The organism is Pseudomonas sp. S3_E10, from assembly GCF_054667615.1.
Genome location: NZ_CP162743.1, coordinates 5405825 through 5432272 on the forward strand (window position 1 = coordinate 5405825; position 26448 = coordinate 5432272).

The 26448-nt window shown below is 60.5% G+C and carries 20 protein-coding genes; 9 read left to right on the forward strand and 11 right to left on the reverse strand.

What is annotated here, in order from left to right; all coding sequences use genetic code 11:
• Nucleotides 1-43: 43 nt before the first annotated feature.
• On the forward strand, nucleotides 44-298 hold the full coding sequence (locus AB4N98_RS24900; protein ID WP_003190904.1) for a hypothetical protein: 255 nt from the start codon (nucleotides 44-46) through the stop codon (nucleotides 296-298).
• Here AB4N98_RS24900 and AB4N98_RS24905 read toward each other — a convergent pair.
• Nucleotides 270-1190, reverse strand: a complete 921-nt coding sequence (locus AB4N98_RS24905) for a LysR family transcriptional regulator (RefSeq protein ID WP_065878901.1) — start codon at nucleotides 1188-1190, stop codon at nucleotides 270-272. The genes AB4N98_RS24900 and AB4N98_RS24905 overlap by 29 nt on opposite strands.
• A gap of 91 nt (nucleotides 1191-1281) precedes the next feature.
• On the opposite strand from AB4N98_RS24905, the gene AB4N98_RS24910 reads away from it, so the two are divergent.
• Complete coding sequence (locus AB4N98_RS24910; protein WP_065878903.1) at nucleotides 1282-2208, forward strand: carbon-nitrogen hydrolase family protein; 927 nt, start codon at nucleotides 1282-1284, stop codon at nucleotides 2206-2208.
• Nucleotides 2209-2257: 49 nt separating this feature from the next.
• Here AB4N98_RS24910 and AB4N98_RS24915 read toward each other — a convergent pair whose 3' ends face one another.
• On the reverse strand, nucleotides 2258-2719 hold the full coding sequence (locus AB4N98_RS24915; RefSeq protein WP_017528514.1) for an LEA/WHy family protein: 462 nt from the start codon (nucleotides 2717-2719) through the stop codon (nucleotides 2258-2260).
• Nucleotides 2720-2732: 13 nt separating this feature from the next.
• Nucleotides 2733-4160 carry a nucleobase:cation symporter-2 family protein gene (locus tag AB4N98_RS24920; RefSeq protein ID WP_065878905.1) on the reverse strand — a complete coding sequence of 476 codons (1428 nt, stop codon included), beginning with the start codon at nucleotides 4158-4160 and terminating at the stop codon, nucleotides 2733-2735.
• A gap of 233 nt (nucleotides 4161-4393) precedes the next feature.
• Here AB4N98_RS24920 and AB4N98_RS24925 point away from each other — a divergent pair, with 233 nt between their 5' ends.
• The gene (locus AB4N98_RS24925) at nucleotides 4394-6019 is read left to right on the forward strand and encodes a methyl-accepting chemotaxis protein (RefSeq protein WP_065878908.1); all 1626 of its coding nucleotides are present in this window, start codon (nucleotides 4394-4396) and stop codon (nucleotides 6017-6019) included.
• A 63-nt stretch (nucleotides 6020-6082) separates the two neighbouring features.
• On the opposite strand, the gene AB4N98_RS24930 is transcribed toward AB4N98_RS24925, so the two are convergent.
• The 5 genes from AB4N98_RS24930 to AB4N98_RS24950 are packed head-to-tail and all read right to left on the reverse strand — an operon-like array spanning nucleotide 6083 to nucleotide 11168.
• Nucleotides 6083-7060 carry a 2-hydroxyacid dehydrogenase gene (locus tag AB4N98_RS24930; protein ID WP_065878911.1) on the reverse strand — a complete coding sequence of 326 codons (978 nt, stop codon included), beginning with the start codon at nucleotides 7058-7060 and terminating at the stop codon, nucleotides 6083-6085.
• Nucleotides 7057-8349, reverse strand: a complete 1293-nt coding sequence (locus AB4N98_RS24935; RefSeq protein WP_017528510.1) for an MFS transporter — start codon at nucleotides 8347-8349, stop codon at nucleotides 7057-7059. Before AB4N98_RS24935 ends, AB4N98_RS24930 begins: the two co-directional genes overlap by 4 nt.
• Before the next feature lie 45 nt (nucleotides 8350-8394).
• Nucleotides 8395-9336: a sugar kinase gene (locus AB4N98_RS24940; protein WP_017528509.1), complete on the reverse strand. Its 942-nt coding sequence runs from the start codon at nucleotides 9334-9336 to the stop codon at nucleotides 8395-8397.
• Nucleotides 9329-10111 (reverse strand): sugar phosphate isomerase/epimerase family protein, encoded by a 783-nt coding sequence (locus AB4N98_RS24945; protein WP_217855087.1) that lies wholly within the window; start codon nucleotides 10109-10111, stop codon nucleotides 9329-9331. Before AB4N98_RS24945 ends, AB4N98_RS24940 begins: the two co-directional genes overlap by 8 nt.
• Nucleotides 10112-10154: 43 nt before the next feature.
• Entirely contained in the window at nucleotides 10155-11168 is a 1014-nt protein-coding gene (locus AB4N98_RS24950; RefSeq protein ID WP_068936601.1) for a LacI family DNA-binding transcriptional regulator, read from the reverse strand.
• Between the two features lie 234 nt (nucleotides 11169-11402).
• Here AB4N98_RS24950 and AB4N98_RS24955 point away from each other — a divergent pair, with 234 nt between their 5' ends.
• The 3 genes from AB4N98_RS24955 (at nucleotide 11403) to AB4N98_RS24965 (ending at nucleotide 18043) form a co-directional block, all read left to right on the forward strand.
• Entirely contained in the window at nucleotides 11403-13331 is a 1929-nt protein-coding gene (locus AB4N98_RS24955; protein ID WP_135196806.1) for a hypothetical protein, read from the forward strand.
• A gap of 169 nt (nucleotides 13332-13500) precedes the next feature.
• Nucleotides 13501-15546: a hypothetical protein gene (locus tag AB4N98_RS24960; RefSeq protein WP_135196805.1), complete on the forward strand. Its 2046-nt coding sequence runs from the start codon at nucleotides 13501-13503 to the stop codon at nucleotides 15544-15546.
• 235 nt (nucleotides 15547-15781) lie between these two features.
• A complete protein-coding gene (locus AB4N98_RS24965) occupies nucleotides 15782-18043 on the forward strand; it encodes an autotransporter outer membrane beta-barrel domain-containing protein (protein WP_068936597.1) in 2262 nt (753 codons plus the stop codon).
• A 121-nt stretch (nucleotides 18044-18164) separates the two neighbouring features.
• On the opposite strand, the gene AB4N98_RS24970 is transcribed toward AB4N98_RS24965, so the two are convergent.
• The 3 genes from AB4N98_RS24970 to AB4N98_RS24980 form a co-directional block, all read right to left on the reverse strand.
• Nucleotides 18165-18806: a DUF1345 domain-containing protein gene (locus tag AB4N98_RS24970; RefSeq protein WP_065878924.1), complete on the reverse strand. Its 642-nt coding sequence runs from the start codon at nucleotides 18804-18806 to the stop codon at nucleotides 18165-18167.
• Between the two features lie 126 nt (nucleotides 18807-18932).
• Nucleotides 18933-22031: a multidrug efflux RND transporter permease subunit gene (locus AB4N98_RS24975; RefSeq protein ID WP_460148968.1), complete on the reverse strand. Its 3099-nt coding sequence runs from the start codon at nucleotides 22029-22031 to the stop codon at nucleotides 18933-18935.
• 6 nt (nucleotides 22032-22037) lie between these two features.
• Nucleotides 22038-23192 carry an efflux RND transporter periplasmic adaptor subunit gene (locus tag AB4N98_RS24980; protein ID WP_017528501.1) on the reverse strand — a complete coding sequence of 385 codons (1155 nt, stop codon included), beginning with the start codon at nucleotides 23190-23192 and terminating at the stop codon, nucleotides 22038-22040.
• 206 nt (nucleotides 23193-23398) lie between these two features.
• Here AB4N98_RS24980 and AB4N98_RS24985 point away from each other — a divergent pair, with 206 nt between their 5' ends.
• From AB4N98_RS24985 to AB4N98_RS24995, 3 genes are all read left to right on the forward strand, one after another.
• Nucleotides 23399-24100, forward strand: coding sequence for a response regulator (locus AB4N98_RS24985; protein WP_017528500.1), 702 nt, complete (start codon nucleotides 23399-23401; stop codon nucleotides 24098-24100).
• A gap of 3 nt (nucleotides 24101-24103) precedes the next feature.
• Nucleotides 24104-25408 carry an ATP-binding protein gene (locus tag AB4N98_RS24990; protein WP_065878926.1) on the forward strand — a complete coding sequence of 435 codons (1305 nt, stop codon included), beginning with the start codon at nucleotides 24104-24106 and terminating at the stop codon, nucleotides 25406-25408.
• A 246-nt stretch (nucleotides 25409-25654) separates the two neighbouring features.
• A complete protein-coding gene (locus AB4N98_RS24995) occupies nucleotides 25655-26440 on the forward strand; it encodes a sulfite exporter TauE/SafE family protein (protein ID WP_017528498.1) in 786 nt (261 codons plus the stop codon).
• The last annotated feature ends 8 nt before the right edge of the window (nucleotides 26441-26448 follow it).

Genomic DNA, 26448 nt, shown 5'->3' on the forward strand with positions numbered 1-26448 from the left:
ACAGTGTAAGATGTCGCCTATTTGTGCAGCAGGTAATTCAACCATGAGCTTCAATCTCGCCAACAAGACCCTCGCCGAACGCGCCGAGCTGGAAGATGAAAAGTCGCGCCTCTACGACCTGTGGCAAACCAACCTGGGCAAGGCCAAGGGCGAAGCTGCCCGGTTGTTCGGTGAGCGCGCCAAGCGCAAGGGCAAGTGGGCCGAATGGGTTCGCGCTGAACTCGACGGCATGTCGCCGCCGGAGTTTTCCAACATGGTGCGCAGCGAAGTCAACAAACTGATGGCGGCGGCGAAGTAAAGCTCGCCACAATCGCCTCGCGCACTTTGAGCAACATCGGGTCCAACTGGGCCTGGGTGCGCCAACCCAGCTCGACCGGGTAACGCGGCAGCGCCAGCGGACAAGCCAATACACGCAGGCCGGTCATGTGCGCGATGGCCTGCGCCGCGTGCCCGGGAATGGTCGCCACTGCCTGGCTGCCCGTGAGCAAAAAAGGCAGGGCGGCAAAATGGCTGGTCGAGGCGCACACCTGCCGGCTCAGCCCTTGGGCCGCCAAACCTTCGTCGGTAATCCCGATAAAACCGCCGGATGACACCAGTACATGCTCGCGGGCGACGAATTCTTGCAGGCTGATGCCGTGCTGATCCGGGGCCAGGCTGGCGGGGTCTACCAGGCAGCGGTAATCGCCTTCGGCCAGCACCTGTCGACTCAAGCGGCTCTGTGCAAAGCCCCCGGCGGTAATCGCCAGGTCCAGCGTGCGGTCGAGCAGGGCGCCCGCCACGATCTGGCTGTGGGTCTGGCGGAAAATCACCCGCAGTTTCGGCAAGCGCTGTGCGATTTCGAGCATCAGCCGGCGGCCATAGGCAATTTCAAAATCATCGGACAGCCCCACCACCACGGAGCGCCCCTGATAATCCGGGTGATCGGGGTTGACCATGGCCAGGCTCTGGCGGCAGCGCTCCAGCGCTTCACTGATCACCGGCTTCAACTGATTGGCCCGCAACGTCGGCGCCAGGCCTCGGCCGGTGCGCACGAACAACGGGTCGCCATACACCTGGCGCAAACGTCGCAAGCCCGCGCTGATGGCCGATTGGGTGACGCCCAGGCGCACTGCCGCGCGGCTGGCGCTGGACTCGTCATGCAGGGCTTCGAAGGTTTTCAGCAGGTTCAGGTCGACCTGGGCGATATTCATTGGGTTCATATCATTCAGTACTGAGGTGGGCTTTATTCATGATCCGGGCTGGCGCGAGAATGGGCAACCCCCCTTACTCGGAGTGATCGTGATGCCTGTTTCTACTGTGGCGGCGTTGCAAATTGGCGCATTGCCGGGCGGCAAGGCTGAGACTTTGGCGCAAATCCTCGGCTATGAGGACGACATCAAGCGCAGTGGCGCGCAATTGGTGGTCATGCCTGAAGCGTTGCTCGGCGGCTATCCCAAAGGTGAAGCGTTCGGCACGCAGCTGGGCTACCGCCTGCCGGAAGGCCGTGAAGCCTTTGCCCGTTACTTCGCCAATGCCATCGACGTGCCGGGCACCGAGACCGAGGCGTTGGCCGGCCTGTCGGCGCGCACCGGGGCCAGCCTGGTGCTCGGTGTGATCGAGCGCAGTGGCAGCACCTTGTACTGCACTGTGTTGTATTTCGAGCCGGCGGGCGGCCTGGTCGCCAAACACCGCAAACTGATGCCTACCGGCACCGAGCGGCTGATCTGGGGCAAGGGCGACGGTTCCACCTTGCCGGTGATCGACGCGGCGGTGGGGCGTATCGGCGGCGCCGTGTGCTGGGAAAACATGATGCCGCTGCTGCGCACCGCCCTGTATGCCAAAGGCGTCGAGGTGTGGTGCGCACCTACCGTGGACGAGCGCGAAATGTGGCAAGTGAGCATGCGCCATGTGGCCCACGAGGGGCGCTGTTTTGTGGTGAGTGCCTGCCAGGTACAGGCCTCGCCCGAGGCGTTGGGTTTGGCGATTGCCAATTGGCCTTCAGACCGCCCATTGATCGCCGGCGGCAGCGTGATTGTCGGGCCCATGGGCGACATCCTCGCCGGGCCGCTGCTGGGGGAAGCGGGGTTGCTGACCGCGCGGATCAATACCGATGACCTGGTACGGGCCAGGTATGACTACGACGTGGTGGGCCACTATGCCCGGCCGGATGTGTTTGAGTTGGTGGTGGACGAGCGCGAGAAGCCCGGTGTGCGCTTCATCACTGACTGACCGCACGCGCTCTAAAGGCGCAGCATTCGCCGTAGTGTGAACAAGGTGCTCACCAGGTTGCAGTGTTCGGCAGGTCCAACGTGCCACGGTCGACAAAGCGCATCGTGCCGAACAGGCCGCCCGCCAGTTTGCCCCGCAGCACATAGGGCAGGTTGTTCAAGCTCTGGGTCTGGCTCAGGCCCAGGGTTTGGCGCAACACCGAAAACGCCGAAACGCTGACCGGTACCACCAGCACGGTCTCGGAAAAGCGCGGGATGCTTCCGGCCTGGTCGCTCACGCCCGCCGCCAACGGCCGGCCGTTGACCTCCAGGTCCAGAGCCACGCCGTTGTAGTCGATCGCCGTTTCATTCGGGTTCTGTATCCGCAGTTTCACCGCGAAGCGCACTTCCAGGTCCTGGCTTTGCAGCGGCTCGATGCCGACCACGTTGATGTTGACCGGGTCACGGTTGGGGAACAGCGCGCAGCTGCTCAAGGTCAGCAGCAACAGCGATAGAACCATGAGCGTGCGCATACACAAGGTGCTCCTATTTCGTGACGTCCGGGTCTTGCATGACTTTGAGGGTAGAGGACTCCGGATCAAATTCATCTTCCTCCAGCTCTATGAACGCCTCCGGCAGGAAAATGTTCAGCAAGATTGCACAGAACGCGCCCACGGTGATCGGCGACTCGAAGATGTTGTGCAGCGCCTTGGGCAATTCACGCAGCACTTCGGGCACGGCGGCAACGCCCAGGCCCATGCCAAGGGAAATCGCCACAATCAGCACATTGCGCCGGTGCAGCCCGGCTTCGGCGAGGATCTTGATGCCGGCCACGGCCACCGTGCCGAACATGATCAGCGTCGCGCCGCCCAGCACCGGCTTGGGCATCAGTTGCAGCACCGCGCCGATCATCGGGAACAGGCCCAGCAACACCAGGAGCCCGGCGATAAAGTACGCCACATAGCGGCTGGCCACGCCGGTCAACTGGATCACGCCGTTGTTCTGGGCGAAGGTCACCATCGGCAGGCTGTTGAACGTGGCGGCCATCGCCGAGTTGAGGCCGTCGGCCAGCAGCCCGGATTTGATGCGCTTGATGTACAACGGGCCCTTGACCGGCTGTTGGGAAATCATCGAGTTGGCGGTCAGATCACCGGCCGCTTCCAAGGGTGAAATCAGGAAGATCACCGCCACCGGCACAAACGCCACCCAGTCGAACGAAAAACCGTACTTGAACGGCACCGGCACGCTGATCAGCGGTACCTGCGGCAATGCCGCCAGGTCCACGCGCCCCAACAGCCAGGCCACCACAAAGCCCAGGGTCAGGCCGATTACGATCGAACCCAGGCGCAGGAACGGGTTGTTGAAGCGGTTGAGCACCACGATGGTCAGCAGCACCAGGCCCGCCAGGCCCATGTTGCCGGCTGCGCCGAGGTCGCTGGCGCCAAAGCCGCCGGCCATGTCGGTGACCGCTACCTTGATCAGCGACAAACCCATCAGGGTAATGATGGTGCCGGTCACCACCGGGGTGATCAGTTTGCGCAGCTTGCCAATGAACTGGCTGAGCACCACTTCGATAAACGCCGCGAAAAAGCAGATGCCGAATATCGTCGAGAGGATCTCATCGGTACCGCCGCCCCGGGCCTTGACCATGAAGCCGGCGCTGAGGATCACGCTGATAAACGAAAAACTGGTGCCCTGCAGGCACAGCAATCCCGAGCCGATCGGGCCGAATTTGCGCGCCTGCACAAAGGTACCGAGCCCCGACACGAACAGCGCCATGCTCACCAGGTACGGCACTTCGCTTTGCAGGCCAAGTACGCCGCCGACAATCAGGGTAGGCGTGATGATCCCGACGAAACTGGCCAGCACATGCTGCAACGCGGCAAAGATCGCCGCGCTGAAGTGCGGGCGGTCTTCAAGGCCGTAGATCAGCTCGGATTTATAGCGGGGGCGCGGGGCTTGAGCGTCAGACAAGGTGAGGGCTCGGGTCAGAAAAGGGAGGCGCAGGATGCCAGAAACCGCCTATCGTCAGAAGTGTAAAAAAATATTTATGAATGCCCTGCATAAAACCCCTGAGCCAGCCGATAGCTCTTACAGGCCCACCGATCAGCAATCACAGTGGTGACCAAGGTCTGAGCGGTGCGTTGACACCGATTGATCGTTTCGCGGCAGGGATGCACGCAAACATTACTTTTGAGAATTCTCTTATGTCACTTCGCCATCTGAATATTGCTCCGCGCGCTTCTCTCGGTTTCGCATTTATTGCGTTGTTAGTGGTGGTGCTGGGGGTGTTTGCGGTCAACCGCATGACGTTGATTCGCGAGGCGTCGATGGCGATGAGCGCCAACCAACTGCCCAGCGTGACGAACCTGGGCACGATGATGGAGAACGTGCTGCGCATGCGCATCCTGTCGTTTCGCGTACTGGTCAACCGCGAACCGGCCGGGTTGCAGGAGGCTGAAACCCGCATAGGCGTGCTGACTGACAAGGTGAAGACCGCCCAGGCCGCGTACTCCGCGCTGCCTGCCGGGCCGGAAGAAGCGGCGCTGTTCAAGGTCTTTGGCGTCACGCTGGAGAACTATTTGAAGGCTCAGAGTGAGATGCTCGCCCTGTCCAGGCAAGGCAAGGTCGATGAGATGCGTGCGCTGATCAACAGCCGCATCAAGGAAGGCACCGACCAGATGGGCGAGCAATTGAACAAGCTGATCGCCATCAACGCTGCCGGCGCCAAGGCAGCCGACGCCGATGCCGGCCATGGGTACGACGTCGCGATCACCGGCGTAATCATCGTATCGGTGGCTGCCGCGTTGCTCACCGTGTTGCTGGCCTGGTTGCTGACCCGCAGCATCGTCACGCCGTTGCGCAAAGCGGTGGCAGTGGCTGAAACTATCGCCGCCGGCAACCTCAGCAACGTCATTGAAGATGATGGCAAGGATGAGCCCGCGCGCTTGATCGGTGCCTTGGCCGCGATGCAGGCCAACCTGCGCCAGACCATCCGGCACATCGCCGGTTCGGCCACGCAACTGGCCTCTGCCGCCGAAGAGCTGAGCGCGGTCACCGAAGAAGCCTCCAAAGGCTTGCAGCAGCAGAACAATGAAATCGACCAGGCCGCCACGGCGGTCAACGAGATGACCGCGGCGGTGGAAGAAGTGGCGCGCAATGCGGTGTCCACCTCCGAGGCGTCGGGCCAATCGAACCTGGCGGCGCGCGAAGGCCGTGATCGGGTGGTGGAAACGGTCGGCGCGATCCAGACCATGACCCAGGATGTGCAAAATACCGCCGCGATGATCGAGGGCCTGGCCACGCAAGGTCGTGACATCGGCAAGGTGCTGGATGTGATCCGCGCGATTGCCGAGCAGACCAACCTGCTGGCCCTTAACGCCGCCATCGAAGCGGCCCGCGCCGGTGAGGCCGGACGCGGTTTCGCGGTGGTGGCGGACGAAGTACGCGCCCTGGCCCACCGTACCGCGCAGTCGACCCAGGAGATCGAAAAAATGGTCGCCGGCATTCAGAACGGCACCGGTGAAGCCGTGCAATCGATGCAGCAGAGCAACCAGCGCACCCAGAACACCCTGGAAATGGCCCGCGCCGCTGGCGTGGCGCTGGAGCAGATCACCCAGTCGATCAGCCTGATCAACGAACGCAACCTGGTGATCGCCAGCGCTTCGGAAGAACAGGCCCAGGTGTCTCGCGAAGTGGACCGCAACCTGGTCAACATCCGCGACCTGGCCACGCAGTCGGCGGCGGGCGCCAACCAGACCAGCGCGGCCAGCCATGAGCTGTCGCGCCTCGCGGTGGACTTGAATGCGATGGTGGCCAGGTTTGTGATCTGACCCTTTGCAATGCAGCCAAAGGTGGGAGGGGCAAACCCCTCCCACATTGTGGTGGTTCAGGTATTACGGTTTCCAGGCTGCGAGGTTCACCAGGTTTTTCGGTTTTTCGCCGGCTAACGCCGCCAGCAGATTATCCACCGCGCACCGGGCCATCGCCTCTCGGGTCTCATGGGTCGCCGAACCGATATGCGGCGTCGCCACCACGTTGTTCAAACGCAGCAACGGCGAGCCGTGATCCAGCGGTTCCTTCTCGAACACATCCAGCCCCGCTGCGCGAATTACGCGGTGTTGCAACGCCTCGACCAGCGCGGCTTCATCCACCACTTTGCCGCGCGAGATATTGATAAAGATCGTCTCCGGGCCCATCCGCGCGAATTCCTCGGCGCCAATCAGCTTCTCGGTTTCAGCGGTGAGCGGCAGGGTCAGGCAGACAAAATCGGCTTCTTCAAGCAATGCCTGCAAGCTGCGGTACTGCGCGCCAAAGCGTTGTTCTACCTGTGGCTTGGGCGAATGGCTGTGGTAGATCACCGGCATGCCGAAGCCAAAGTGCCCGCGCTGGGCCAGGGCTTCGCCGATGCGGCCCATGCCGATGATGCCCAGGGTCTTGCCATGCACATCGCTGCCGAAGTGCGCCGGGCCGATGTTCTTGTTCCATTGGCCGGCGCGCACCATGTCGGCCAGCTCGACCACGCGTCGAGCGGTGGCCAGGATCAGCGCAAAACCGGTGTCGGCGGTGGTTTCGGTGAGCACGTCCGGGGTATTGCTCAGCAGGATGCCGCGCCCGGTCAGGTAGTCGATGTCGTAGTTGTCGACGCCCACGGACACGCTGGCCACCGCTTCCAACTGCGGCGCCAGGTCAAGTAATTGCGCATCCAGGCGCAGGCTGGCGCCCAACAAACCATGGGCGCCGGGCAGGGCGTCGCGCAGTTTGGCCAGGCCGCCGGCATCGAGTGCCTCGATCAGCGTGACCTCGGCGTGTTCGTGCAGGCGGGCCATCAGCGGCGCGGAGAGCGTTTTGTACAACACCACAGACTTTTTCATGAGGTCTTTACCTTCAACTCCAGAGTGGGGGCCGGCGAGCGGTCGCTGGCGCCGGGCTTGAGGAACATCGTCAGCACCACCGACAGCATCAACGCGCCGCTCATCAGCAGGTACGAAGCGCCGGGTGAGCCGGTGCTGCTGTTGAGGTAACCCACCAGGTACGAGCCGCCGAACGAGCCGAGCGCGCCCATGCTGTTGATCAGCGCCATGGCGCCACCGGCGACGTTGGCCGGCAGGATTTCCGGCACGATGGCGAAGAACGGCCCATAAGGCGCGTACATGCACGCCCCGGCAATCACCAGCAGGGTGTAGGACCACCAGAAATGTTCTGCACCGAGCACGTAGGACGCGTAGAACGCAATCGAGGCGATCAGCAGCGGCGGCCACACAAAGCGTTTGCGCTTTTGCAGCTTGTCCGAACCCCAGCTCACCACCAGCATGCCGATCACGGCCGCCAGGTAAGGCAGCGCCGAGAGCCAGCCGGCTTCGACCATGTCCATCTTCAAGCCGGCCTTGAGAATCGACGGCAGCCACAATACAAAGCCGTACACGCCGATGCTCCAGCAGAAAAATTGCAAGGCCAGGATGATCACCTTGGGCGAGCGGAACGCTTCGCCATAGTTCTTGACTGCCTTGATGCCTACCTGTTCGGCGGCGAGGGCGGTTTCCAGTGACTGTTTCTCGGCGTCGCTCAGCCATTTGGCGTCTTTTGGCCGCTCATCGGCCAGGCGCCACCAGATAAACGCCCACAACACCGCCGGCAAACCTTCGATGATAAACATCCAGCGCCAGCTGTAATGCTGCACCAGGTAGCCCGACACCACCGACATCCACAGCATGGTCACCGGGTTGCCGAGGATCAGGAAGGTGTTGGCGCGCGAACGTTCGGCACGGGTGAACCAGTGGCACAGGTACACCAGCATCGCCGGCATCACCGCCGCCTCGACCACCCCGAGCATGAAGCGAATGGCGATCAGCATGTAGGCGTTGGACACCACGCCGGTCAGGGTGGCCAGGCTGCCCCAGAGGATCAGGCTGACGAAAATCAGCTTTTTGACGCTGCGCTTTTGCGCGTAGATCGCCCCCGGCACCTGGAAGAAAAAGTAGCCGAGAAAGAACAGCGCGCCGAGCAACGAGGACATGCCCGGCGTGATCATCAGGTCTTCGGCCATCCCGGAGGCGGCGGCAAACCCGTAGTTGGCACGGTCCAGGTACGCCAGGCTGTAAGTGATAAACACGATGGGCATGATGTACCACCAGCGGCGGGTGGCGAGTTTCACGGTTTCCATAAGAGTGCTCCTGAGCTTGTTGTAGTTGTGGCAACAGGGAATCGGTTATGCGACGGATCGGGTGGTCAGTTCGGCGCGGGTCGGCAGGCCTTCCATATCGCCACGGCTTTGCACGGCGCGGCTGCCGATCCAATTGCCGCGCCGCACCGCCTCGGGGAAGCTTGAGTTTTCCAGCAGGGCGCTGATCATGCCCACGGCAAACCCATCGCCGGCGCCGACGGTGTCCACCACCTTGTCTACGCGCACGGCGGCGACGAAGCCCTGGTCGAGGTGAGTGCGGTAGTAGGCGCCGTCGGCGCCGAGCTTGATGGCCACGGCTTCGGCGCCCTGGTCAAGGTAGAACGCGGCGATGTCGGCCGGGTCGTCAAAACCCGTGAGCAAACGGCCTTCGCCCAGGCCCGGCAATACCCAGTCGGCCAGGCCGGCGAGGGCGTTGATTTCGCGGATCATCTGCTGCTCGTTGGCCCACAGCGAAGGGCGCAGGTTGGGGTCGAACGAGACGCTGCGCCCGGCCTTGCGCATCTGCGTCATCAGCTCGCGGGACAGCTCCTGGGTGGCGGCGGACAAGGCTGGCGGAATGCCGGTGGCGTGCAGGTGGCGCGCTTGCAGCAGTGCAGGGCTGATGGCCGCGACAGACAAATGGCTGGCGGCGGAGCCTTTGCGAAAGTACTCCACTTGCGGGTCGGCGCCGGCGTCTTCGCGGGACTTGAGCTGAAAACCCGTGGGGTGCAGCGGGTCGACGGCCACGTGGCGACAATCCAGCCCTTCTTGCGTGAGCGTATCGACCACAAAGCGCCCCAGGGAATCATTGCCCACCCGGCTCAGCCAGGCGACCTTGAAACCCAGGCGCGACAAACCAATCGCAACGTTGCTGTCGGCGCCGGCAATGCGTTTATCAAACTGCGCCACGTGGGCCAGGTCGCCGGTCTGCTCGGCCACGAACATCGCCATGGTTTCGCCAAACGAAAGGATATCGATCTCAGACATGGGCATTCTCCCCATGGGGTTGGCCAAGGCGGGCGAGGGTGGCGACCTGTCGCGCGGTGACGTCGACCAGGTCGTCGCCTTGCAGTGGGAATTCCACCGCGCGGGTAATTCCTTGGGCCATGTGCTTGAGCAGTTGTTCCCACAGATGCAGGTCGGTGGCGCCGGGCGGCAGCGCCACCAGCTTGCCGTCCGGGCGGCGCGCCACGGCCTTGCAATGCAGGTAGTCGACATGCCGGCCCAACAGGCGCGCAGCGGTGATGGCGGACTGGTCCTGCCACTGCCAGTTGCCGATATCGAAGGTCATTTTTACCGGCAGGCCCAGGCGTTCGACTTCGCTGAAGAAACGCTGCATCGGTTCGATGCGCCCGCCGTGCAGGGTCTGGTCGTTTTCCACCAGCAACTGCACCGGGTGGCGGTTGAGCAACGCGTGCAGGCTGCCCAGGTCGTTGGTGTCGGTGAAGTAACCCAGGGAGACTTTCAGCCAGCGCGCGCCGAAGGCCCCGGCGCGATCCAGGGTGGCGGCGAGCTCGGCGTTCGGCTGGGCACGGCCGGCCACCCACAGCTCCAGCGGTGATGAGAACACGGCTTCCAGGCCCTGATCGGCCGCAGCCTGGGCCAGCTCAGTGGGTTGCTCGACGGTCAATAGCTCCTCACGCCATTCGATGCGCTGGGCACCGGCGCTGGCGAGCAACGGGACAAAACTCAACTGGCCTTGCTGGCGAACCAACTCGGCGCCGTAGCTGGAAAGGCTGATGGAGACGGGGTATTTGTGCATTGTTGTTTACCTCTGAAACCGGTTTCATTTTTGTGCAAAAAATTTAAATGGGCTGAGTCGAGCCGCGAATCATCAGCTCCGGTAAAAAATCCAGGGTGCGTGTCGGCGCAGTGTCGCCGCGCAAGCGCTTGAGCAGGCAGGCGAAGGCGCTGGCGCCAATCGCCTCGGTGGGCTGGGCGAGGGCGGTGATGCCGGTGCCCACCAGCGGGTACCAATCCAGGTCATCCAGGGCGATCAGGCCGACGTCGGCAAACAGCTCAACGCCCAAGGCTTTGAGCGCGCGGGTGCAGGCCAGGGCGGCGACGCCGTTGGCGCAGAACAACGCCTTGGCGCCGGGTTTTGCGAGAAAAGCCTGCAGATGAATAGGCAGCGCGTCATCCAGTTCCAACACCGCGCCGCTCAAGCCTTGGCGCGCGGCGATTTCAGCCTTGAAGCTGGCCAGGCGCTCCAGGCGTGAGCTGGTGCCATCGGTGGCTTCGCTCACCAGTAACACCTCGCGATAACCTTGTTGCTCAAGATGTTCCACCGCCATGCGCACCGCCGCCGGGTTGTCCAGCCCCACCAGGTCGCTGTGCAGCGGCTCGACCTTGCGGTCCACCAGCACCAGCGGCATTTCCCGTTGCAGTTCCAGCAATTGGTCGAGGTGGTGGCCGAGCGTGTTCACGATCAGCCCTTCGATGTTGTACGACCGCAGCGCGGCGAGGTGCTGGGACTCCTGCGCGTCATCGCGGTCGGTGTTGCACACCACCAGGCTGTAGCCGTGTTGGCGGCAGGCGGTTTCGACGCCGTGCATCACGGCAATGGAATAGGGGTTGCGGATGTCGGCCACGAGCATGCCGATCAGGCGGGTGCGCCCGCGTTTCAAACCACGGGCCATCTGGTTGGGGCGGTAGCCAAGTTCGCTGATGGCCTGTTCGATGCGCAGGGCGATGGCGTCAGAGAGCAATGCACGGTCATCCCCGATGAAGCGCGACACGCTGGCCTTGGATACGCCGGCGCGCTCGGCCACATCAAGCATCGTCACACGGCTGCGCTGGGCGGCAGAAAAAGTGGTCACGTTGGCAGGCCTTTCTTATTGGAAGTTGTGAAGCGTTGAAACCGGTTTCAGGAAACCGCAACAACCTGAAAACGTCAAGTGTATTTGCGTGAAAACGTGGAAATCGCCGGTGCCCTCGCCCGACGAACGGCAGCGTCACCTGTCAACTTTGACAGTATCGGTAGAGCGGCATTGGGTATTCACTCTGTTTTAACGCAGTTCGTAATAGTGACTCACCGACGCGGCGGGAAAATCATGGACACGACTTCAACGGGTAATGCGATTAACACTAACGACACACCGACGCTTCCGGCACTTGAAGTTGTCAACTTGCAGCCAGACGGATTGCTTCCCGTAAAATATTTGTTTTCGGACTTGGAGATTCAAATAACGACTCCTTGGTCGCAGCTGCCTCCTAGTGGTACGAGTGATTGGATTACGTTCGTTTGGGACGTTAAGGGAGCCGCCGGTGATGAATTTCTAACCGTGGAGTTGAAGGGGCCGATTACGGACGCTGATTTTCCTTACTCAATATTCATTTCTTCAGATTACTTTCAAACTAGCGCGACAGTTGAGATTTTTTATCGTATCAGAAACGAGTTTTCAGACAGCCAAGTGTACGAGACTTCATTTACCCGCACTATCATTATCGATAAAAATCCACCGGGTGCTGGTCAGGTCCTGAATCCCGCAAAGTTTCTGATTAATCCGATTACCGAGTCCGCCTTAAGCAACCAACTGTCGGTGGAAGTGGAAGTGCCGGGCGATTACCTAGATCGCAAGACGGGAGACACCGTGTTATGTTTTTTGAGAGGCAGTGACACGCCACCCACAGGACTGGACATTCACAGGCAAGCCTTTGCCCCCATCAGTGGGCCAATGATTGTGAATATTCCAGTAGCGGAGATTCGGAAGTTTGCCGGCTTCCCCATACTTTATTTATTTTATAAGTTACGGGACCGCGCCGGTAATACTTCTGGCAATTCGCTAGTTGGCTATGTACCAATTGATTTGACCGCGCCGCCAGCCAATTTGTCGATGCCTGAGGTGCCGGCGTATGACTCGGATCTGCTGGTTAATCGGGCAGATGCACGCGCTGTTGTTTCGGTCAGGGTGCGTCAGTATGACAACGCCATGCCTGATGACCAGTGTGTGGTTGAGTGGGACGGTAGCTTGCTTCCTGCCGTGCCTGTCAACACGTTGCCTCTCACGGTTCCCGTGCCGTGGAGTGTATTAATTGCCAAGGGCGCGAACCTGCGCCGGATCATTGACTTACCGGTGCGTTACTACATTCGCCGTGCAGGGGATACGGGCCAAGGCGTGCGTTCCCGACCTAAACAGGTGACGGTGGACATGACGATCGCAGGCCAGGAAAACCCGCTGGCGCCCGCATTGCTGAACAGTCAATTGGCCTTGGTTAACATACAGGGCCAGGTTTCCAACGTTCCCAATGTCCTGGATAGCCGCGATTCCGTTGGGCCGGTGAGAGCTTACTTCACGTTGTTCGATAAACCGGTTGAGGGTCAGAAAGTAAATCTTTTCTGGCCAGGCCAGGCGGCACCCGTTGCGACTTATACCGTGAAGCTCAATGATCAAGCAGGGGCGGTTGTTGAATTTGATAATCCGATTCCCTGGCCGGTGATCCAAGCCGCCGGCAGCAATTCGACAACGTTGGTGTATTACCAAACAGATAATGGCGTCAATCAACAGTCGTCGCCTGACCAAATAGTTGCGGTCAACCTTATTACGCCTGTTGTTTACTCAAAACCGAGTTTTCCTCAGTCGTTTCCACACCCAAGCAGATTTCTTAATTGTGAAACTCAACCACCTATTTGGCAGGTGGTGAACGTGGTGGTCAATCCGGCGCCGAATGTATTGGCGCCAGGGGATCTGGTGGTGCTGACATGGCAGGGGTTTCGGAGATATCTAAATGAAGATGCCATTCTCTCGACGGCTCATACCATGAGTCATGTATGGCAAGCAGGTGAAACATCTCATACGTTCCAGATAACGGACTATGAAAACCTGATCAAGCCGTTACGTGATTATTCCGCAGGGTCGGCAAAATACTCTGTGGTGCGAAATGGTGTTGAGATAGGGTATTCAGATACCAAATATGTGCCAATTGACCGCAAGAATGGAGCAGGGGGCTTTTGTGGGCCATCGGGTACCGGGTCTGAATAAAAGTATTCCTCGGTGTATTGAACGTCCGGGCGGTAACCGGAGTTGTGTGTGTTATGCGTGTCGTATGTAAATGCGTTGACAAGTAGTTTGTATGAAAAAACCGAACTCTCTTTGAATGTATGTATTTGCTCGATGAGCAGAGCATGCCGGTGATAATGGAGAACATGAAATGATAGATAAAATTTCTACAAAGGCGGTAATTATTGGCGGCTCGCCTACCTTGGAAGTTATCGAGGTCCAAGATGTAATTGATACTGCCATAGGCCTTGTTTCAAGGGCGGCGGCGACTAGCAGCCTGAGGCTGTTATGCCCTTCCGGCGACTTTTCAGAGGACGGTGATTGGATCGAAATTTTCTCGCGAGACCCGGACAGTTCACTACCCGACGCCTGGACCAGAATATTTGGTCCCAAACAGTTTTTCGGTGCGACCGCAGGCGGCAATATTTCTGTAGTGATTGATGCACCGGCAGGCTCGGGCGGATTTCCGCATGGTAAAAGACGGCTCCGTCATCAATTGTTTGTTAACGACTTTGCGGACCCGAGCATTCCAGGCAGCGTGGACAGACCCTCTGACGTGGGGGAGTACTCGCCAGAAGTGAAGGTGGAGTTCGACCAATATACTGCCTATGAAAGCGTCGGCAATAAGGTGCGGCCACCCGCACCGCAATACACGGGGTCATTGCCGGCGGGTGCTCCGGTTACGGCTGCTCACCTCGCCACGGCAGGCGGTCTGCCATTTAGCATTCCCGACAACGCTTATGCGATTGAAAGCGGGAAGTGGCATCCGGGCGATGTCATCCGCTTTTACTGGACCAAAGGCGATACGGCGCTGGACGCGGAAGAAGTCGGAGGGCTCGTTCCACCACGGCCGATGCTGCAAACCGGTAACGTCTTTACATTGCCTGCAAGTGCTATCACCCAAAGTGGTGAATACAAGCTTATTTATACAATCAGTGACCGGATGGACCGGCCCGGCTTGCCATCAGTGGCTTCCAGGCCTTTCACCGTAGCGTTGGCGCCGGCACCAGAGAATCTACAGCCGATCATTATTGACCAGGCCCCGGACCTTATTGATAACTTGCTCAATATTGCCGACCTTACCCCAGGCCCTACGGGAAGCCTTGCAGCCTACACAAACTTCGACCTGACCAAAGACCAATATCAGATCATATGGGGCGGGCAGCCAGCGAGCCAGTGGTTCCCTGTTACCCAGTTCCCCATCACGCTCAATCAAGCCCTCCTGACCCCACTGGCCCTGGCTGACTACGGGACGACAAAAGGGCCGAAACCGACCGCTGTGAAATATAACCTGCGCCGAGACGGTGAGGTTATCGACGGCCCGACCACAACGATCAATGTGGATTTCAGTGTCACAGGGCCGGACAACCCCGGAACACCCGGCAGCCCGAACACCAGACTGCTCCCTGTGAAGATTTTTGGTCAGGGGTCGACTGAGCTCAACACGCTGAGATTTGCGCACGCAGGCAACCCTGTCACTGCTGAGGTTGAGTTATGGGTCGGCGCTGACGTGCCGGCACCTGGCATGTGGATTCACCTGGTATGGAGCGACGGCAGTTTAGTGGCTCCTCCCTTTGAAATTACCACTCAAGCAGAAGGCGCAATCGTCAGGTGGGAATTCCCTTGGAGCTATGTAGCTGCGGCAGGGAACGGCATTAAAAATGTCCATTATTTCATTGCATCAACGCCTGTCCCAACGGCGGCCGATAACCGCAATCGTTCGCCGGATACACCGGTCGAGGTTATAGACGCCGTGACGTCTACGCTGGTAGCGCCTCGATATTTGGGGGTCCGGGGAACAGGGCTAACTGAACAATGGAACTGCGATTCGTTAAGGGTCCTTCCGTTGACGACGCCAAACACGTTTGTAGGACAGATCTTTGTGCCGGCGGATACGAGGATGGCCGAGGGTCAACAATTGAAGCTGGAGCTGCGGTTGTTCCGACCTCGTACCGGCACTCCGATTGACGACCGCAAGCAGACTTACAGCGTGACTGTCACAAGAGTCATCAAGGACAACGGTCATACCTTCAATATACCGTTCAGTTTTCTTAAAGAAGCTCGCCTCGGGCGCGCGGAGGCGGTTGTCACGGTGGCGTTGGACGACGGCACTACCGGGCGCGGTGAGGCCGCCGTCAACATACGTACGACGCTGTCGACGAGTTATTGCGACTTGTCTCCAGTTGTCGGTCCTTAGGGCTTGTTAGTCAGATAGCGGCAGGTTCCCCCTTTCTTTCGTGGGAGGGGGAACATTCTGATCATATTGCATTTGATAGATCACTCCGCTCACAGCGGTTTAACCGTGGGAGTGCAGATTTTTCCTACATAAAAGAAAACGTTTAATTTTTATTCTGGCGCCGCAGAGGTAAGGCCCTATTCGCAGGTAGCGAGCCGAACCGATTTTGTTGGCCTCATATTAAGAGTGATTGACCATGTCGGCACTGAATACGTTCGAGCTCAAGCCATTGAGTGCGATGATGAAAATCCCCACCGTTACATTCTGTTTGTTTGCCGCGCTGCAGGGTCAGGCACAGGCGGTGCAGGTGGGTAACGGTGAGCAAAGAACCATTGATGACACTACGCAGTCAACGGATTGGCAATTGTCGGGCCAGTCGACGCTGAATATGAATCGCGCGACAGCAACAGACATTGGCCTGACAACCTCCACGTTAAACATGAACAGTGGCAGCGTGGCGAACAGTATTCGTGCTGAACGCGGTTCTACCGTCAATATCAACTCAGCACAGGTTTCTTCGAGCGACCCTATTCTGGGCGCCGTGCGTCTTGAAAGCAGTAACGCTTTTATCAACGACAGTACGATTACCAATAGTCGCGGCGTAGCCTTGCAGGCGTTTGGTGTGTTGGGTACGTCAAATGGTTCATCGGTTCAGGTCGCCAACAGTACGATCAGCGGAGCTATTGGCGGCGCGGAAGCCAGCAGCGGCAGCGAGTTGCACTTCGAACGGGGCACTGTGGTGCAGGGTACGGGAACCGGGGCATTCGGGCTCGCCCTGTCCGGGGGCACGGCGACAGCCAGCCAAAGCACCATTCTCGGCGCCGGTCATGGGGTATCGTTCACCCGCGGTCGTGCAGATACAACAGATGGCAAACTGGTTCTGGACAACTCCATGGTCGAGGGAGCTATTGGTTCGGCTATCTCCGTCAGGGGTACGCCAAACCGAGTTCCGGTGGTAGCCATCGATGTGTTGAATGGCTCCACATTGAAGGGCGGCAATGGCAATCTGCTGAGCGTTTCTGGCGGTGCCACGGCGACGATGAATGTGGATAACAGCCGGAATCTGGTCGGCAATGTGGTTGCCGACGCCACCAGCACTGTCCATTTGAGCCTGCAGAACAACGCCGAGCTGACAGGCCAATTGCAGAATGTCTCCAGCTTGAACGTGGGCGCCGCTTCCAACTGGAACATGACCGGTGACAGTCAGGTGGGTGCGCTTAACATGGCCGGTGGCACCGTGACCATGGGCGCGCCGAATGAGTTTTATCAACTGAACCTCTCGACACTGTCCGGCGACGGCACGTTCGTCATGGGCACCGACTTTGACCAAGGCAAGACGGACTTCATCAATGTGACCGGCCAAGCTACGGGCAATCACAGCCTGGCGCTGTCGGCCAGTGGTGCCGAATTGGTCAAAACCCAGGTTGTGCACACCGGTGGCGGTGATGCGGCCTTTGCCCTCAAGGACGGTCCGGTTGACATGGGCGCCTATGCCTACAACCTGAAAAAGGAAGGCAATGACTGGTTCCTGGATACCCAAACCCGAGTCATGAGCCGCAGCGCCCGCGTGGTGACGGCATTGTTCAACACCCCGGTGACCATCATGACCGCGGAAGAGGGCTCGTTGCGCGCGCGGATGGGCGAATTGCGCTACTCCCCGAAGAGCACAGGCCTGTGGATCCGTGGTTTCGGCAGCAAATATGAGGTATCCCAGAGCTCAGGGACCGGCTACACGCAGAACTTGCAAGGTTTCTCCCTGGGTGCCGATATGCCGCTGGGCGATAGCCAATGGAAGGTAGGTGTATTTGGTGGTCACAGTAATTCCGACGTGAACCCGGTTCGCGGCTCCTCCGGTACGGTCAAGAGTTACTTCCTGGGTACTTATGCAACCTGGATGGATGAAGAAAGCGGTTTCTACTTTGATGCGGTTGCCAAAGCCAACCGGTTCCAGAATGAAGTCAAGGCAACCCTCAGTGATAACACCTCCACCAAGGGCAACTACAGCAATGTGGGCGGTGGTCTGTCGGCGGAGTTCGGCCGTCATATCACACTCGGGGAAAGTTCCTATATTGAACCTTACGGCCGACTGTCGACCATCGTGGTTCAGGGCGGAACATACAGCCTGAAAAATGGTTTGCAAGTGGAAGGTGAGCGTACCCGCTCAAGGACAGCCGAGGCCGGTGCGACCGTTGGGCATGAGTTCCAGCTCGACGACGGCACACTTATTAAACCTTACTTGCGTATGGCCGTGGTCCACGAGTTTGCCGACAACAACAAGGTCCTGATCAATAATCAGGCGTTTAACAATGATTTGTCGGGCTCGCGTACCAAGTATGGTGCCGGTGTGGCGGTGAAGTTTACGCAGGATCTGCAAATGCACGCCGACGTTGAAACCAGTACCAGTGACAAAATCAAGCAGAAAGCGGCAGTGAACGTTGGCCTGCGTTATGCCTTCTAAATAAACAAGTTGTACAAAAAGCTCTGATCGAAAGATCAGGGCTTTTTTTGTAGGCGCTGTTCAACAGTTTCCCTGCTTATAAGATGATGTTCGCCCGCTGCCGGCGAAACAACATGCAGCTTTAACTGAACAGCCCGGCGGCTATATTGATCGAGAAACCCAGGATCGCCGTATTGAACAAAAAGCCAATCAGCGACTGCCCCAGCACTACCTTGCGCATACTGCGCGTGGCCACCCCCACATCGGCCGTTTGCACCGCCACGCCGATGGTGAACGAGAAGTACAGGAAGTCCCAATAGTTGGGGGTGCGCAACCCTTCGGCAAAACGCAGCGCAGGTTCGTCACCGTCCCAGGTGTAGAACAGGCGGGCATAGTGCACGCTGAAGATCACCCCGATCAGCAGCCAAGAACCGATTACCGTCAGTGCGGTGAAACCGTAGTGAAGCAGGCGTGCGGAGCGGTCGAGGTCTTTGATGCCTATCAGGTTGAGCGTGATGGCCGCCAGGCTGGCGATCGCCGCGATGCACACCATGAACAACACCAGGCCGGCGTTCTCATCCTCGATCTCGGCGATGCGCTTTACATCGTCGGCGCGCGAGCGGCTGGTGAGCCACAACATCAGCAGCAGGTAGGTCCAGACGCCGGCATTCCAGCCGATGAGGATTTTGCTGATCAGCGTATCGGCTGGGGCCAGGATACCCACGGCAAGGCCGAGCACGGCGGCGGTCGAAAGGCGAGGGTGGGTGCGGGCGAGCAAGGGCATGGTGGTTCACGACTGGGTAGTTCAGAGCACCATAGCTTATACGGTTGTACCCAATGATGAAGGTGACCGATAACGCGTGGCGAGGGCGCTTGCTCCCTCGCCACAACTGCATCGTGTTCCGCCGGGTCAGCCTGTCTTGTGACGCTTGCGCACCAGCTTCATCACCACCACAAAGAACACCGGCACAAACACCACCGCCAGTGTCGCGGTGATCATCCCGCCGATCACGCCGGTGCCGATCGCCTGCTGGCTGGCCGAGCTGGCCCCGGTGGCAATCGCCAACGGCACCACGCCGAGGATAAACGCCAGTGAGGTCATGATGATCGGCCGCAGGCGCAACCGCGCCGCTTTCAAGGTGGCGTCGATCAGGTCTTCGCCCTGGTCATACAGGTCCTTGGCGAACTCGATGATCAGGATCGCGTTCTTGGCCGACAGCCCGATGATGGTAATCAAGCCCACCTTGAAGAACACATCGTTGGGCATGCCGCGCAAGCTCACGGCCAACACCGCGCCAAGCACGCCCAGGGGTACCACCAGCAGCACCGAGGTCGGGATCGACCAGCTTTCATACAGCGCGGCCAGGCACAGGAACACAATCAGTAGCGACAGCCCCAGCAGCAACGGCGCCTGAGCACCCGACAAACGCTCCTGCAGCGACAGGCCGGTCCATTCCTGGCCCAGGCCGGCCGGCAGTTGGCCGACCAGGCGCTGAATCTCTTCCATCGCCTCACCGGTGCTGTGTCCGGGGGCGGCTTCACCACTGATGGCAATCGCCGGGTAACCGTTGTAACGGGTCAACTGCGCCGGGCCCTGGGTCCATTTGGCTTTGACGAACGCCGACAGCGGCACCATGTTGCCGGCCTTGTTGCGCACGTTGATCTTCATCAAGTCCGCCACCTGGCTGCGCTGATCGCCTTCGGCCTGCACCACCACGCGCTGCATGCGACCCTGGTTGGGGAAGTCATTGACATAGGCCGAGCCAACCGCCGAAGACAGCACGCTGCCCACGTCTGCGAACGACACACCCAGTGCGTTGGCTTGCTTGCGGTCCACTTCCAGCTGCACCTGCGGCGCTTCGGCCAGCGCGCTTTCGCGCACATTGGCCAGCACTGGGCTCTTCGCGGCGGCTGCTAGTAACTCGGTACGCGCCGCCATCAAGGCCGCATGGCCGACGCCGCCGCGATCCTGCAGGCGAAATTCAAACCCGCTGGAGGTGCCCAGGCCGTCCACCGGCGGCGGCAGCACCGCGTAGGCCATCGCGTCCTTGAGTTCGCTGAAGGCCATGTTGGCGCGCTCGGCAATGGCCGCCGCGGAATCGTCGCTGCCGCGTTGCGACCAGTCCTTGAGCGTGGTAAACGCCAGCGCGGCGTTTTGCCCCGAGCCGGAGAAACTGAAGCCCATGATCATGGTGGTATCGCCCACCCCCGGCTCACCCGCGTTGTGCGCTTCGATCTGCTCGGCGACCTGCACCGTGCGGTTCTTGCTCGCGCCCGGCGGCAACTGGATATCGGTGATGGTGTAGCCCTGGTCTTCCACCGGCAGGAACGAGGCGGGCAGGCGCGTGAACAACCAGCCCAGCCCTGCCAGCAGCACCAGATAGATCAGCAGGTAACGGCCGCTGCGTTTGAGCGCATAGGCCACCCAGCCTTCGTAACGGTTGGTCAGTTGCTCGAAGCGCTGGTTGAACCAGCCGAAGAAACCGCCCTTGGCATGGTGCTCGCCCTGGGCGATGGGCTTGAGCAAGGTGGCGCACAGGGCCGGCGTGAGGGTCAGGGCGAGGAACGCCGAGAACAGGATCGAGGTAGCCATCGACAGTGAGAACTGCTGGTAGATCACCCCCACCGAACCCGGCATGAACGCCATCGGCAAAAACACCGCCACCAGCACCAGGGTAATCCCGATGATGGCGCCGGTGATCTGGCCCATGGCTTTGCGCGTGGCGTCCTTGGGCGACAGGCCCTCGGTCGCCATGATGCGCTCGACGTTCTCTACCACCACAATCGCATCGTCCACCAGAATGCCGATGGCCAGCACCATGCCGAACATGGTCAGCACGTTGATCGAGAAGCCCAGCAACAGCAGGGTGGCGAAGGTGCCCATCAGCGCAATCGGCACCACCAGGGTGGGGATCAAGGTGTAGCGCACGTTCTGCAGGAACAGGAACATCACCGCAAACACCAGCGCCATGGCCTCAAGCAAGGTGTAGACCACCTTGGTGATCGAGACTTTGACGAACGGCGAGGTGTCGTACGGGATCTTGTATTCCACATTGGCCGGGAAATAGCGCGACAGCTCATCCATCTTCGCGCGCACCAGGGTCGCCGTGTTCAGCGCGTTGGCCCCCGGCGCCAGTTGTACGCTGACGGCGGTGGACGGCTTGCCGTTCAGGCGCGTGGAGAACTGGTATTCCTGGCTGCCGATTTCCACCCGCGCCACATCGCCGATACGCACCGTGGAGCCGTCCGGGTTGGCCTTGAGTACGATGTCGGCGAATTCCGCCGGCGTCGACAGTTGCCCCTTGACCAGGATCGCGGCGGTGATTTCCTGGGTCTGGGGGCCCGGCAAGTCACCGATGCTGCCCGCCGACACCTGGGCGTTTTGCGCACTGATCGCGGCGTTGACATCGGCCGGGGTCAGGTTGAAACCGATCAGTTTCTGCGGGTCGATCCAGATGCGCATGGCACGTTCGGCGCCATACAACTGGGCCTTGCCCACACCGTCCAGGCGCTTGAGTTCGTTCATCACGTTACGCGCCAGGTAATCGCTGAGCGCCACGTCGTCGAGCTTGCCGTCGTTGGAGGTGAGGGTCACCAGCAGCAGGAAACCGGCGGAGACTTTTTCCACCTGCAAGCCTTGCTGGGTCACGGCCTGGGGCAGGCGCGGCTCCACCGCTTTGAGGCGGTTTTGCACGTCCACCTGGGCCATTTCCGGGTCAGTGCCCGGCTGGAACGTCGCGGTGATGGTGGCCGAGCCGAGGCTGCTCTGGGACTCGAAATACAGCAAGTGATCGGCACCGTTGAGCTCCTGCTCGATCAGACTCACCACGCTTTCATCCAGGGTCTGCGCCGACGCGCCGGGGTACACCGCGTAAACTTCCACTTTCGGCGGCGCGACGTCGGGGTATTGCGCCACAGGCAACTGCGGAATGGCGAGGAAGCCGGCCAGCAGGATAAACAGGGCAACCACCCAGGCGAAGACCGGGCGGTCAATAAAGAACTGCGGCATGGCGGGTTATTCCTTTACGGGCTGGCCGGAGGCGGGGCTGTCGTCCACTTCGACTTTGTCACCGGGGCGCGCGTGTTGCAGGCCTTCGACGACGATGCGGTCACCGGCCTTGAGGCCATGGCTGACCACCCAGCGATCATTGATCACCGGGCCCAGTTCGACCGGTTGCAGGCTGACGGTCTGCTCGGCGTCCAGTAGCAGCACCATCGGGATGCCGGCGCTGTCACGCGTAATGGCACGTTGCGGCACGCTGAGGCCTTGCTTGTCGACCGCTTGCTCCAGGCGCACGCGCACGAAACTGCCGGGCAACAGGTCCAGGTCCGGGTTGGGGAACTCGCTGCGCAGGATGATCTGCCCGGTGCCGGGGTCGACGCTGATCTCGGCGAACAGCAATTTGCCCGGCAATGGATACAGGCTGCCATCGTCCTGGATCAAGGTGGCCTTGGCCTGATCCTGGCCCACCTGCTTCAAGCTGCCGGCACGGAAGGCGCGGCGCAGGTCATTCAGCTCGCGGGTGGACTGGGTGAGGTCGGCGTGGATCGGGTCCAGTTGCTGGATGATCGCCAACGGTGTGGCTTCGTTCTGTCCGACCAGCGCGCCTTCGGTCACCAGCGCGCGGCCGATGCGCCCGGAAATCGGCGCGGTGACCGTGGCGTAGCCCAGGTTCAACCTGGCGCGCTCGACGGCGGCTTTATTGGCGGCGACTTCGGCGTTGGTCTGGCGCAGGTTGGCGCGCGCGTTGTCGTAGTCCTGGCCGCTGATCGCGTTGCCTTCCACCAACTGGCTGTAGCGCTGCTCCTGCAGGCGCGCCTGGAATGCATTGGCCTGGGCCTTGCTCAGGTTGGCCAGCGCGCTGTCCAGGTCCGCCTTGAAGGGCGCCGGGTCAATGCGAAACAGCACGTCGCCCTGTTTCACATCGTGGCCTTCCTTGAACACCCGTTGCATCACCACCCCGGCCACCCGTGCGCGCACTTCGGCGATGCGCGGCGCGGCGATGCGCCCACTCAGTTCACTGGTGATGGACAGCGGTTTGGCTTGCAGGGTCTCGACCCGCACCTTGGCCAGGGGCACTTGCGGCGTTTGCTCGGTGGACGGGCCACACGCGCTCAGCGCCAGCGTGAGGGCCAACAGGCCAAACGGCGCCAACAGATTCTTCGACATGCTCTTATCCCAATAATGACTGGCGCATCCTAAGGGCACCTGCGCCGTGGTGCTGTGAAGCTGTGTAGCTCGTGTGTGAAGAAATGTAAGGCGGCACCTATCGTCCGCCCGGGACGTATATCCTTACAAAATCGCGTAAACACCAAAGACCCCCTGTGGGAGGGGGTTTATGCACTACTCATAACTGTATTTCATGGAACACCTTAATGCCCAACATCCTCCTGGTGGAAGACGACGCCGCACTCTCCGAGCTGATTGCCAGCTACCTGGAGCGCAATGGCTACCACGTCAGTGTGCTCAGTCGGGGTGACCAGGTACGTGAACGTGCCCGCCTCAACCCGCCGGACCTGGTGATCCTCGACCTGATGCTGCCGGGACTGGACGGCCTGCAAGTGTGCCGTCTGTTGCGCGACGATTCGGCCGGCCTGCCGATCCTGATGCTCACCGCCCGCGATGACAGCCACGACCAGGTGCTGGGCCTGGAGATGGGCGCCGACGACTACGTGACCAAACCCTGCGAGCCCCGTGTACTGCTTGCCCGCGTCCGTACCTTGCTGCGCCGCAGCAGTCTGTCCGAGCCGCAGGTGGCCAACGACCAGATCATCATGGGCAACCTGTGCATCGACCTGTCGGAACGCACCGTGACCTGGCGCGACCAGGCGGTGGAGCTGTCCAGCGGTGAATACAACCTGCTGGTGGTACTGGCGCGTCACGCCGGTGAAGTGCTCAGCCGCGACCAGATCCTGCAACGCTTGCGTGGCATCGAGTTCAACGGTACCGATCGCTCGGTGGACGTGGCCATCTCCAAGCTGCGCCGCAAGTTCGACGACCATGCGGGCGAGGCGCGCAAAATCAAGACCGTGTGGGGCAAGGGCTACCTGTTCAGCCGTTCCGAGTGGGAATGCTGAGCCATGTTTCGAGTGCTGCTGCGTCTCTACCTGATCACCATCGTCACCTACAGCGCGGCGATCTATCTGATTCCCAAGCTGGTGATCCAGCTGTTCGAACACCGTTACCTGAACTACAACGTCGAGCAGTCCCGCGGCCAGCAAACGCTCATCGTCAAGCAATACCTGCGGGCACCGGTGGAGCGTTGGTCCCAGGTCACCGAACAACTGGGCCGCGAGTTTGCGCCGCAAAAGGTGCAATTGCTGTTGCGCCAGGACGCCAGCTTCACCCCTGAAGAAGAACACCTGCTGGAGCAAGGCAAGCCCGTGGTGCGCCTGGGGGAGTGGGGCTGGATGGAGGAAATCAGCTCGCCGATCAACGACCAGTTCGTGGTCAAGCTGACGATACCGCCCGACCCGATGGACATGAACGTACTCTACTGGGCCATCAACGTGCTGATCGGCGCGGCGCTGCTGGCTTGCTTGCTGGTTTGGCTGCGCCCGCACTGGCGAGACCTGGAACGCTTGAAAAGCACCGCCGGGCAACTGGGCCGGGGCAACCTGGCTGAACGCACGCATATTCCCGCCAACTCCAGCATCGGCAGCCTGGCCTCGGTATTCGACACCATGGCCGACGACATCGAGCACCTGCTCAACCAACAGCGCGACTTGCTCAATGCGGTTTCCCACGAACTGCGCACCCCGCTGACACGCCTGGATTTTGGCCTGGCCCTGGCGCTGTCCGAAGACTTGCCCGAGGCCAGCCGCGAGCGCCTGCACGGTCTGGTGGCGCACATCCGTGAGCTGGATGAGCTGGTGCTGGAACTGCTGTCTTACAGCCGCCTGCAAAATCCGGCGCAACTGCCGGAACGGGTCGATGTGGTGCTCAGCGAGTTTATCGACAGCGTGCTGGGCAGCGTCGACGATGAACTGGAAAACCCCGAAATCGTCATTGATGTGGTGCTCGATTGCGCCGTGGAGCGCTTCAATCTCGACCCACGTCTCACCGCCCGCGCCTTGCAGAACCTGTTGCGCAACGCCACGCGTTACTGTGACGCGCGTATCCAGGTGGGGGTCAAGGTATGCCCGCAGGGCTGTGAGATCTGGGTGGATGACGATGGTATCGGCATTCCGCTGGACCAGCGCGAGCGTATCTTCGAACCGTTCTACCGTCTCGACCGCAGTCGCGACCGCAGCACCGGCGGGTTTGGCCTGGGCCTGGCCATCAGCCGCCGTGCCCTGCAAGCCCAGGGCGGGACCTTGACCGCGCTGGCGTCACCGCTGGGCGGTGCACGGTTCCGGGTGTGGTTGCCGACGGCAGCCGATTAGAAAACCGCTGCGCGAAGGCGCGCACTGTGCCCCCGTTTTGTCCGAAGAGAGATTGGCCATGACCGCTATGCACGCATCCGCTCAGGCCGGCACTTACGTCCAAAGCGGCTTTTCCCTACCAGACTCAAGCCTAGTGCTGCCATCGACTGACGTAAAAGGCATAAAGTCAGATCATATTGGTATAAGTCGTTATAAGAAAAATCGCTATCCTGCCGCCAGAATTTTATAAGGCCGCGGGTAGCGTTAATGGAAGTGGGTAATTTTGGTTTTGTGATCGCCGGCCTGATCGTAGGTTTTATCGTCGGCATGACCGGTGTCGGCGGGGGCTCGCTGATGACCCCGATTCTGCTGTGGTTCGGCATCAACCCGGCCACCGCCGTGGGCACCGACCTGTTGTACGCCGCGATCACCAAGTCCGGTGGCGTGCTGGTGCATAGCAAGAACAAGAACATCGACTGGACCATCACCGGCTGGCTGACCCTCGGCAGTGTGCCTGCGGTGCTGCTGACCCTGTGGTTCCTCGCCAGCCTGCATACCGACCCCAGCGCGATGAACGCGGTGATCAAGCAGGCCCTCGGCGTGGTGCTGCTGTTGACCGCCCTGGCGATCCTGTTCAAGAAAACCCTGTTGGCCTTTGCCCAGCGGCATGCGGGCGACAGCTACCATATGAACCCGCGCAACCTGAACGCGCTGACGGTGCTCACCGGCGCCATCCTCGGCACCATGGTCGCCCTGACCTCCATCGGCGCCGGCGCCCTCGGCACCGTGGCGCTGTTTATCCTCTATCCGTTCCTGGCCACGCGCCGCCTGGTGGGCACCGAAATCGCCCACGCCGTGCCCTTGACCCTGGTGGCGGGCCTTGGCCATGCGGGCATGGGCAATATGGACTGGCAACTGTTGGGCTTTCTGTTGATGGGCTCGCTGCCGGGCATCTACATCGGCAGCCACATGACCGGCAAAATCCCGGACGGCGTATTGCGCCCGTGCCTGGCGGTCATGTTGATGGCGGTCGGGTACAAACTCGCGTTTTGAGCCGTTCG

Coding starts and splice junctions, on each gene's coding strand:
- AB4N98_RS24970 (WP_065878924.1), bottom strand. CDS start 18,806: ATGCCCTTGCTCGCCCGCACCCACCCTCGCCTTTCGACCGCCGCCGTG.
- AB4N98_RS24980 (WP_017528501.1), bottom strand. CDS start 23,192: ATGTCGAAGAATCTGTTGGCGCCGTTTGGCCTGTTGGCCCTCACGCTG.
- AB4N98_RS24910 (WP_065878903.1), top strand. CDS start 1,282: ATGCCTGTTTCTACTGTGGCGGCGTTGCAAATTGGCGCATTGCCGGGC.
- AB4N98_RS24935 (WP_017528510.1), bottom strand. CDS start 8,349: ATGGAAACCGTGAAACTCGCCACCCGCCGCTGGTGGTACATCATGCCC.
- AB4N98_RS24940 (WP_017528509.1), bottom strand. CDS start 9,336: ATGTCTGAGATCGATATCCTTTCGTTTGGCGAAACCATGGCGATGTTC.
- AB4N98_RS24955 (WP_135196806.1), top strand. CDS start 11,403: ATGGACACGACTTCAACGGGTAATGCGATTAACACTAACGACACACCG.
- AB4N98_RS24930 (WP_065878911.1), bottom strand. CDS start 7,060: ATGAAAAAGTCTGTGGTGTTGTACAAAACGCTCTCCGCGCCGCTGATG.
- AB4N98_RS24900 (WP_003190904.1), top strand. CDS start 44: ATGAGCTTCAATCTCGCCAACAAGACCCTCGCCGAACGCGCCGAGCTG.
- AB4N98_RS24925 (WP_065878908.1), top strand. CDS start 4,394: ATGTCACTTCGCCATCTGAATATTGCTCCGCGCGCTTCTCTCGGTTTC.
- AB4N98_RS24915 (WP_017528514.1), bottom strand. CDS start 2,719: ATGCGCACGCTCATGGTTCTATCGCTGTTGCTGCTGACCTTGAGCAGC.
- AB4N98_RS24985 (WP_017528500.1), top strand. CDS start 23,399: ATGCCCAACATCCTCCTGGTGGAAGACGACGCCGCACTCTCCGAGCTG.
- AB4N98_RS24975 (WP_460148968.1), bottom strand. CDS start 22,031: ATGCCGCAGTTCTTTATTGACCGCCCGGTCTTCGCCTGGGTGGTTGCC.
- AB4N98_RS24990 (WP_065878926.1), top strand. CDS start 24,104: ATGTTTCGAGTGCTGCTGCGTCTCTACCTGATCACCATCGTCACCTAC.
- AB4N98_RS24960 (WP_135196805.1), top strand. CDS start 13,501: ATGATAGATAAAATTTCTACAAAGGCGGTAATTATTGGCGGCTCGCCT.
- AB4N98_RS24995 (WP_017528498.1), top strand. CDS start 25,655: ATGGAAGTGGGTAATTTTGGTTTTGTGATCGCCGGCCTGATCGTAGGT.
- AB4N98_RS24945 (WP_217855087.1), bottom strand. CDS start 10,111: ATGCACAAATACCCCGTCTCCATCAGCCTTTCCAGCTACGGCGCCGAG.
- AB4N98_RS24905 (WP_065878901.1), bottom strand. CDS start 1,190: ATGAATATCGCCCAGGTCGACCTGAACCTGCTGAAAACCTTCGAAGCC.
- AB4N98_RS24965 (WP_068936597.1), top strand. CDS start 15,782: ATGTCGGCACTGAATACGTTCGAGCTCAAGCCATTGAGTGCGATGATG.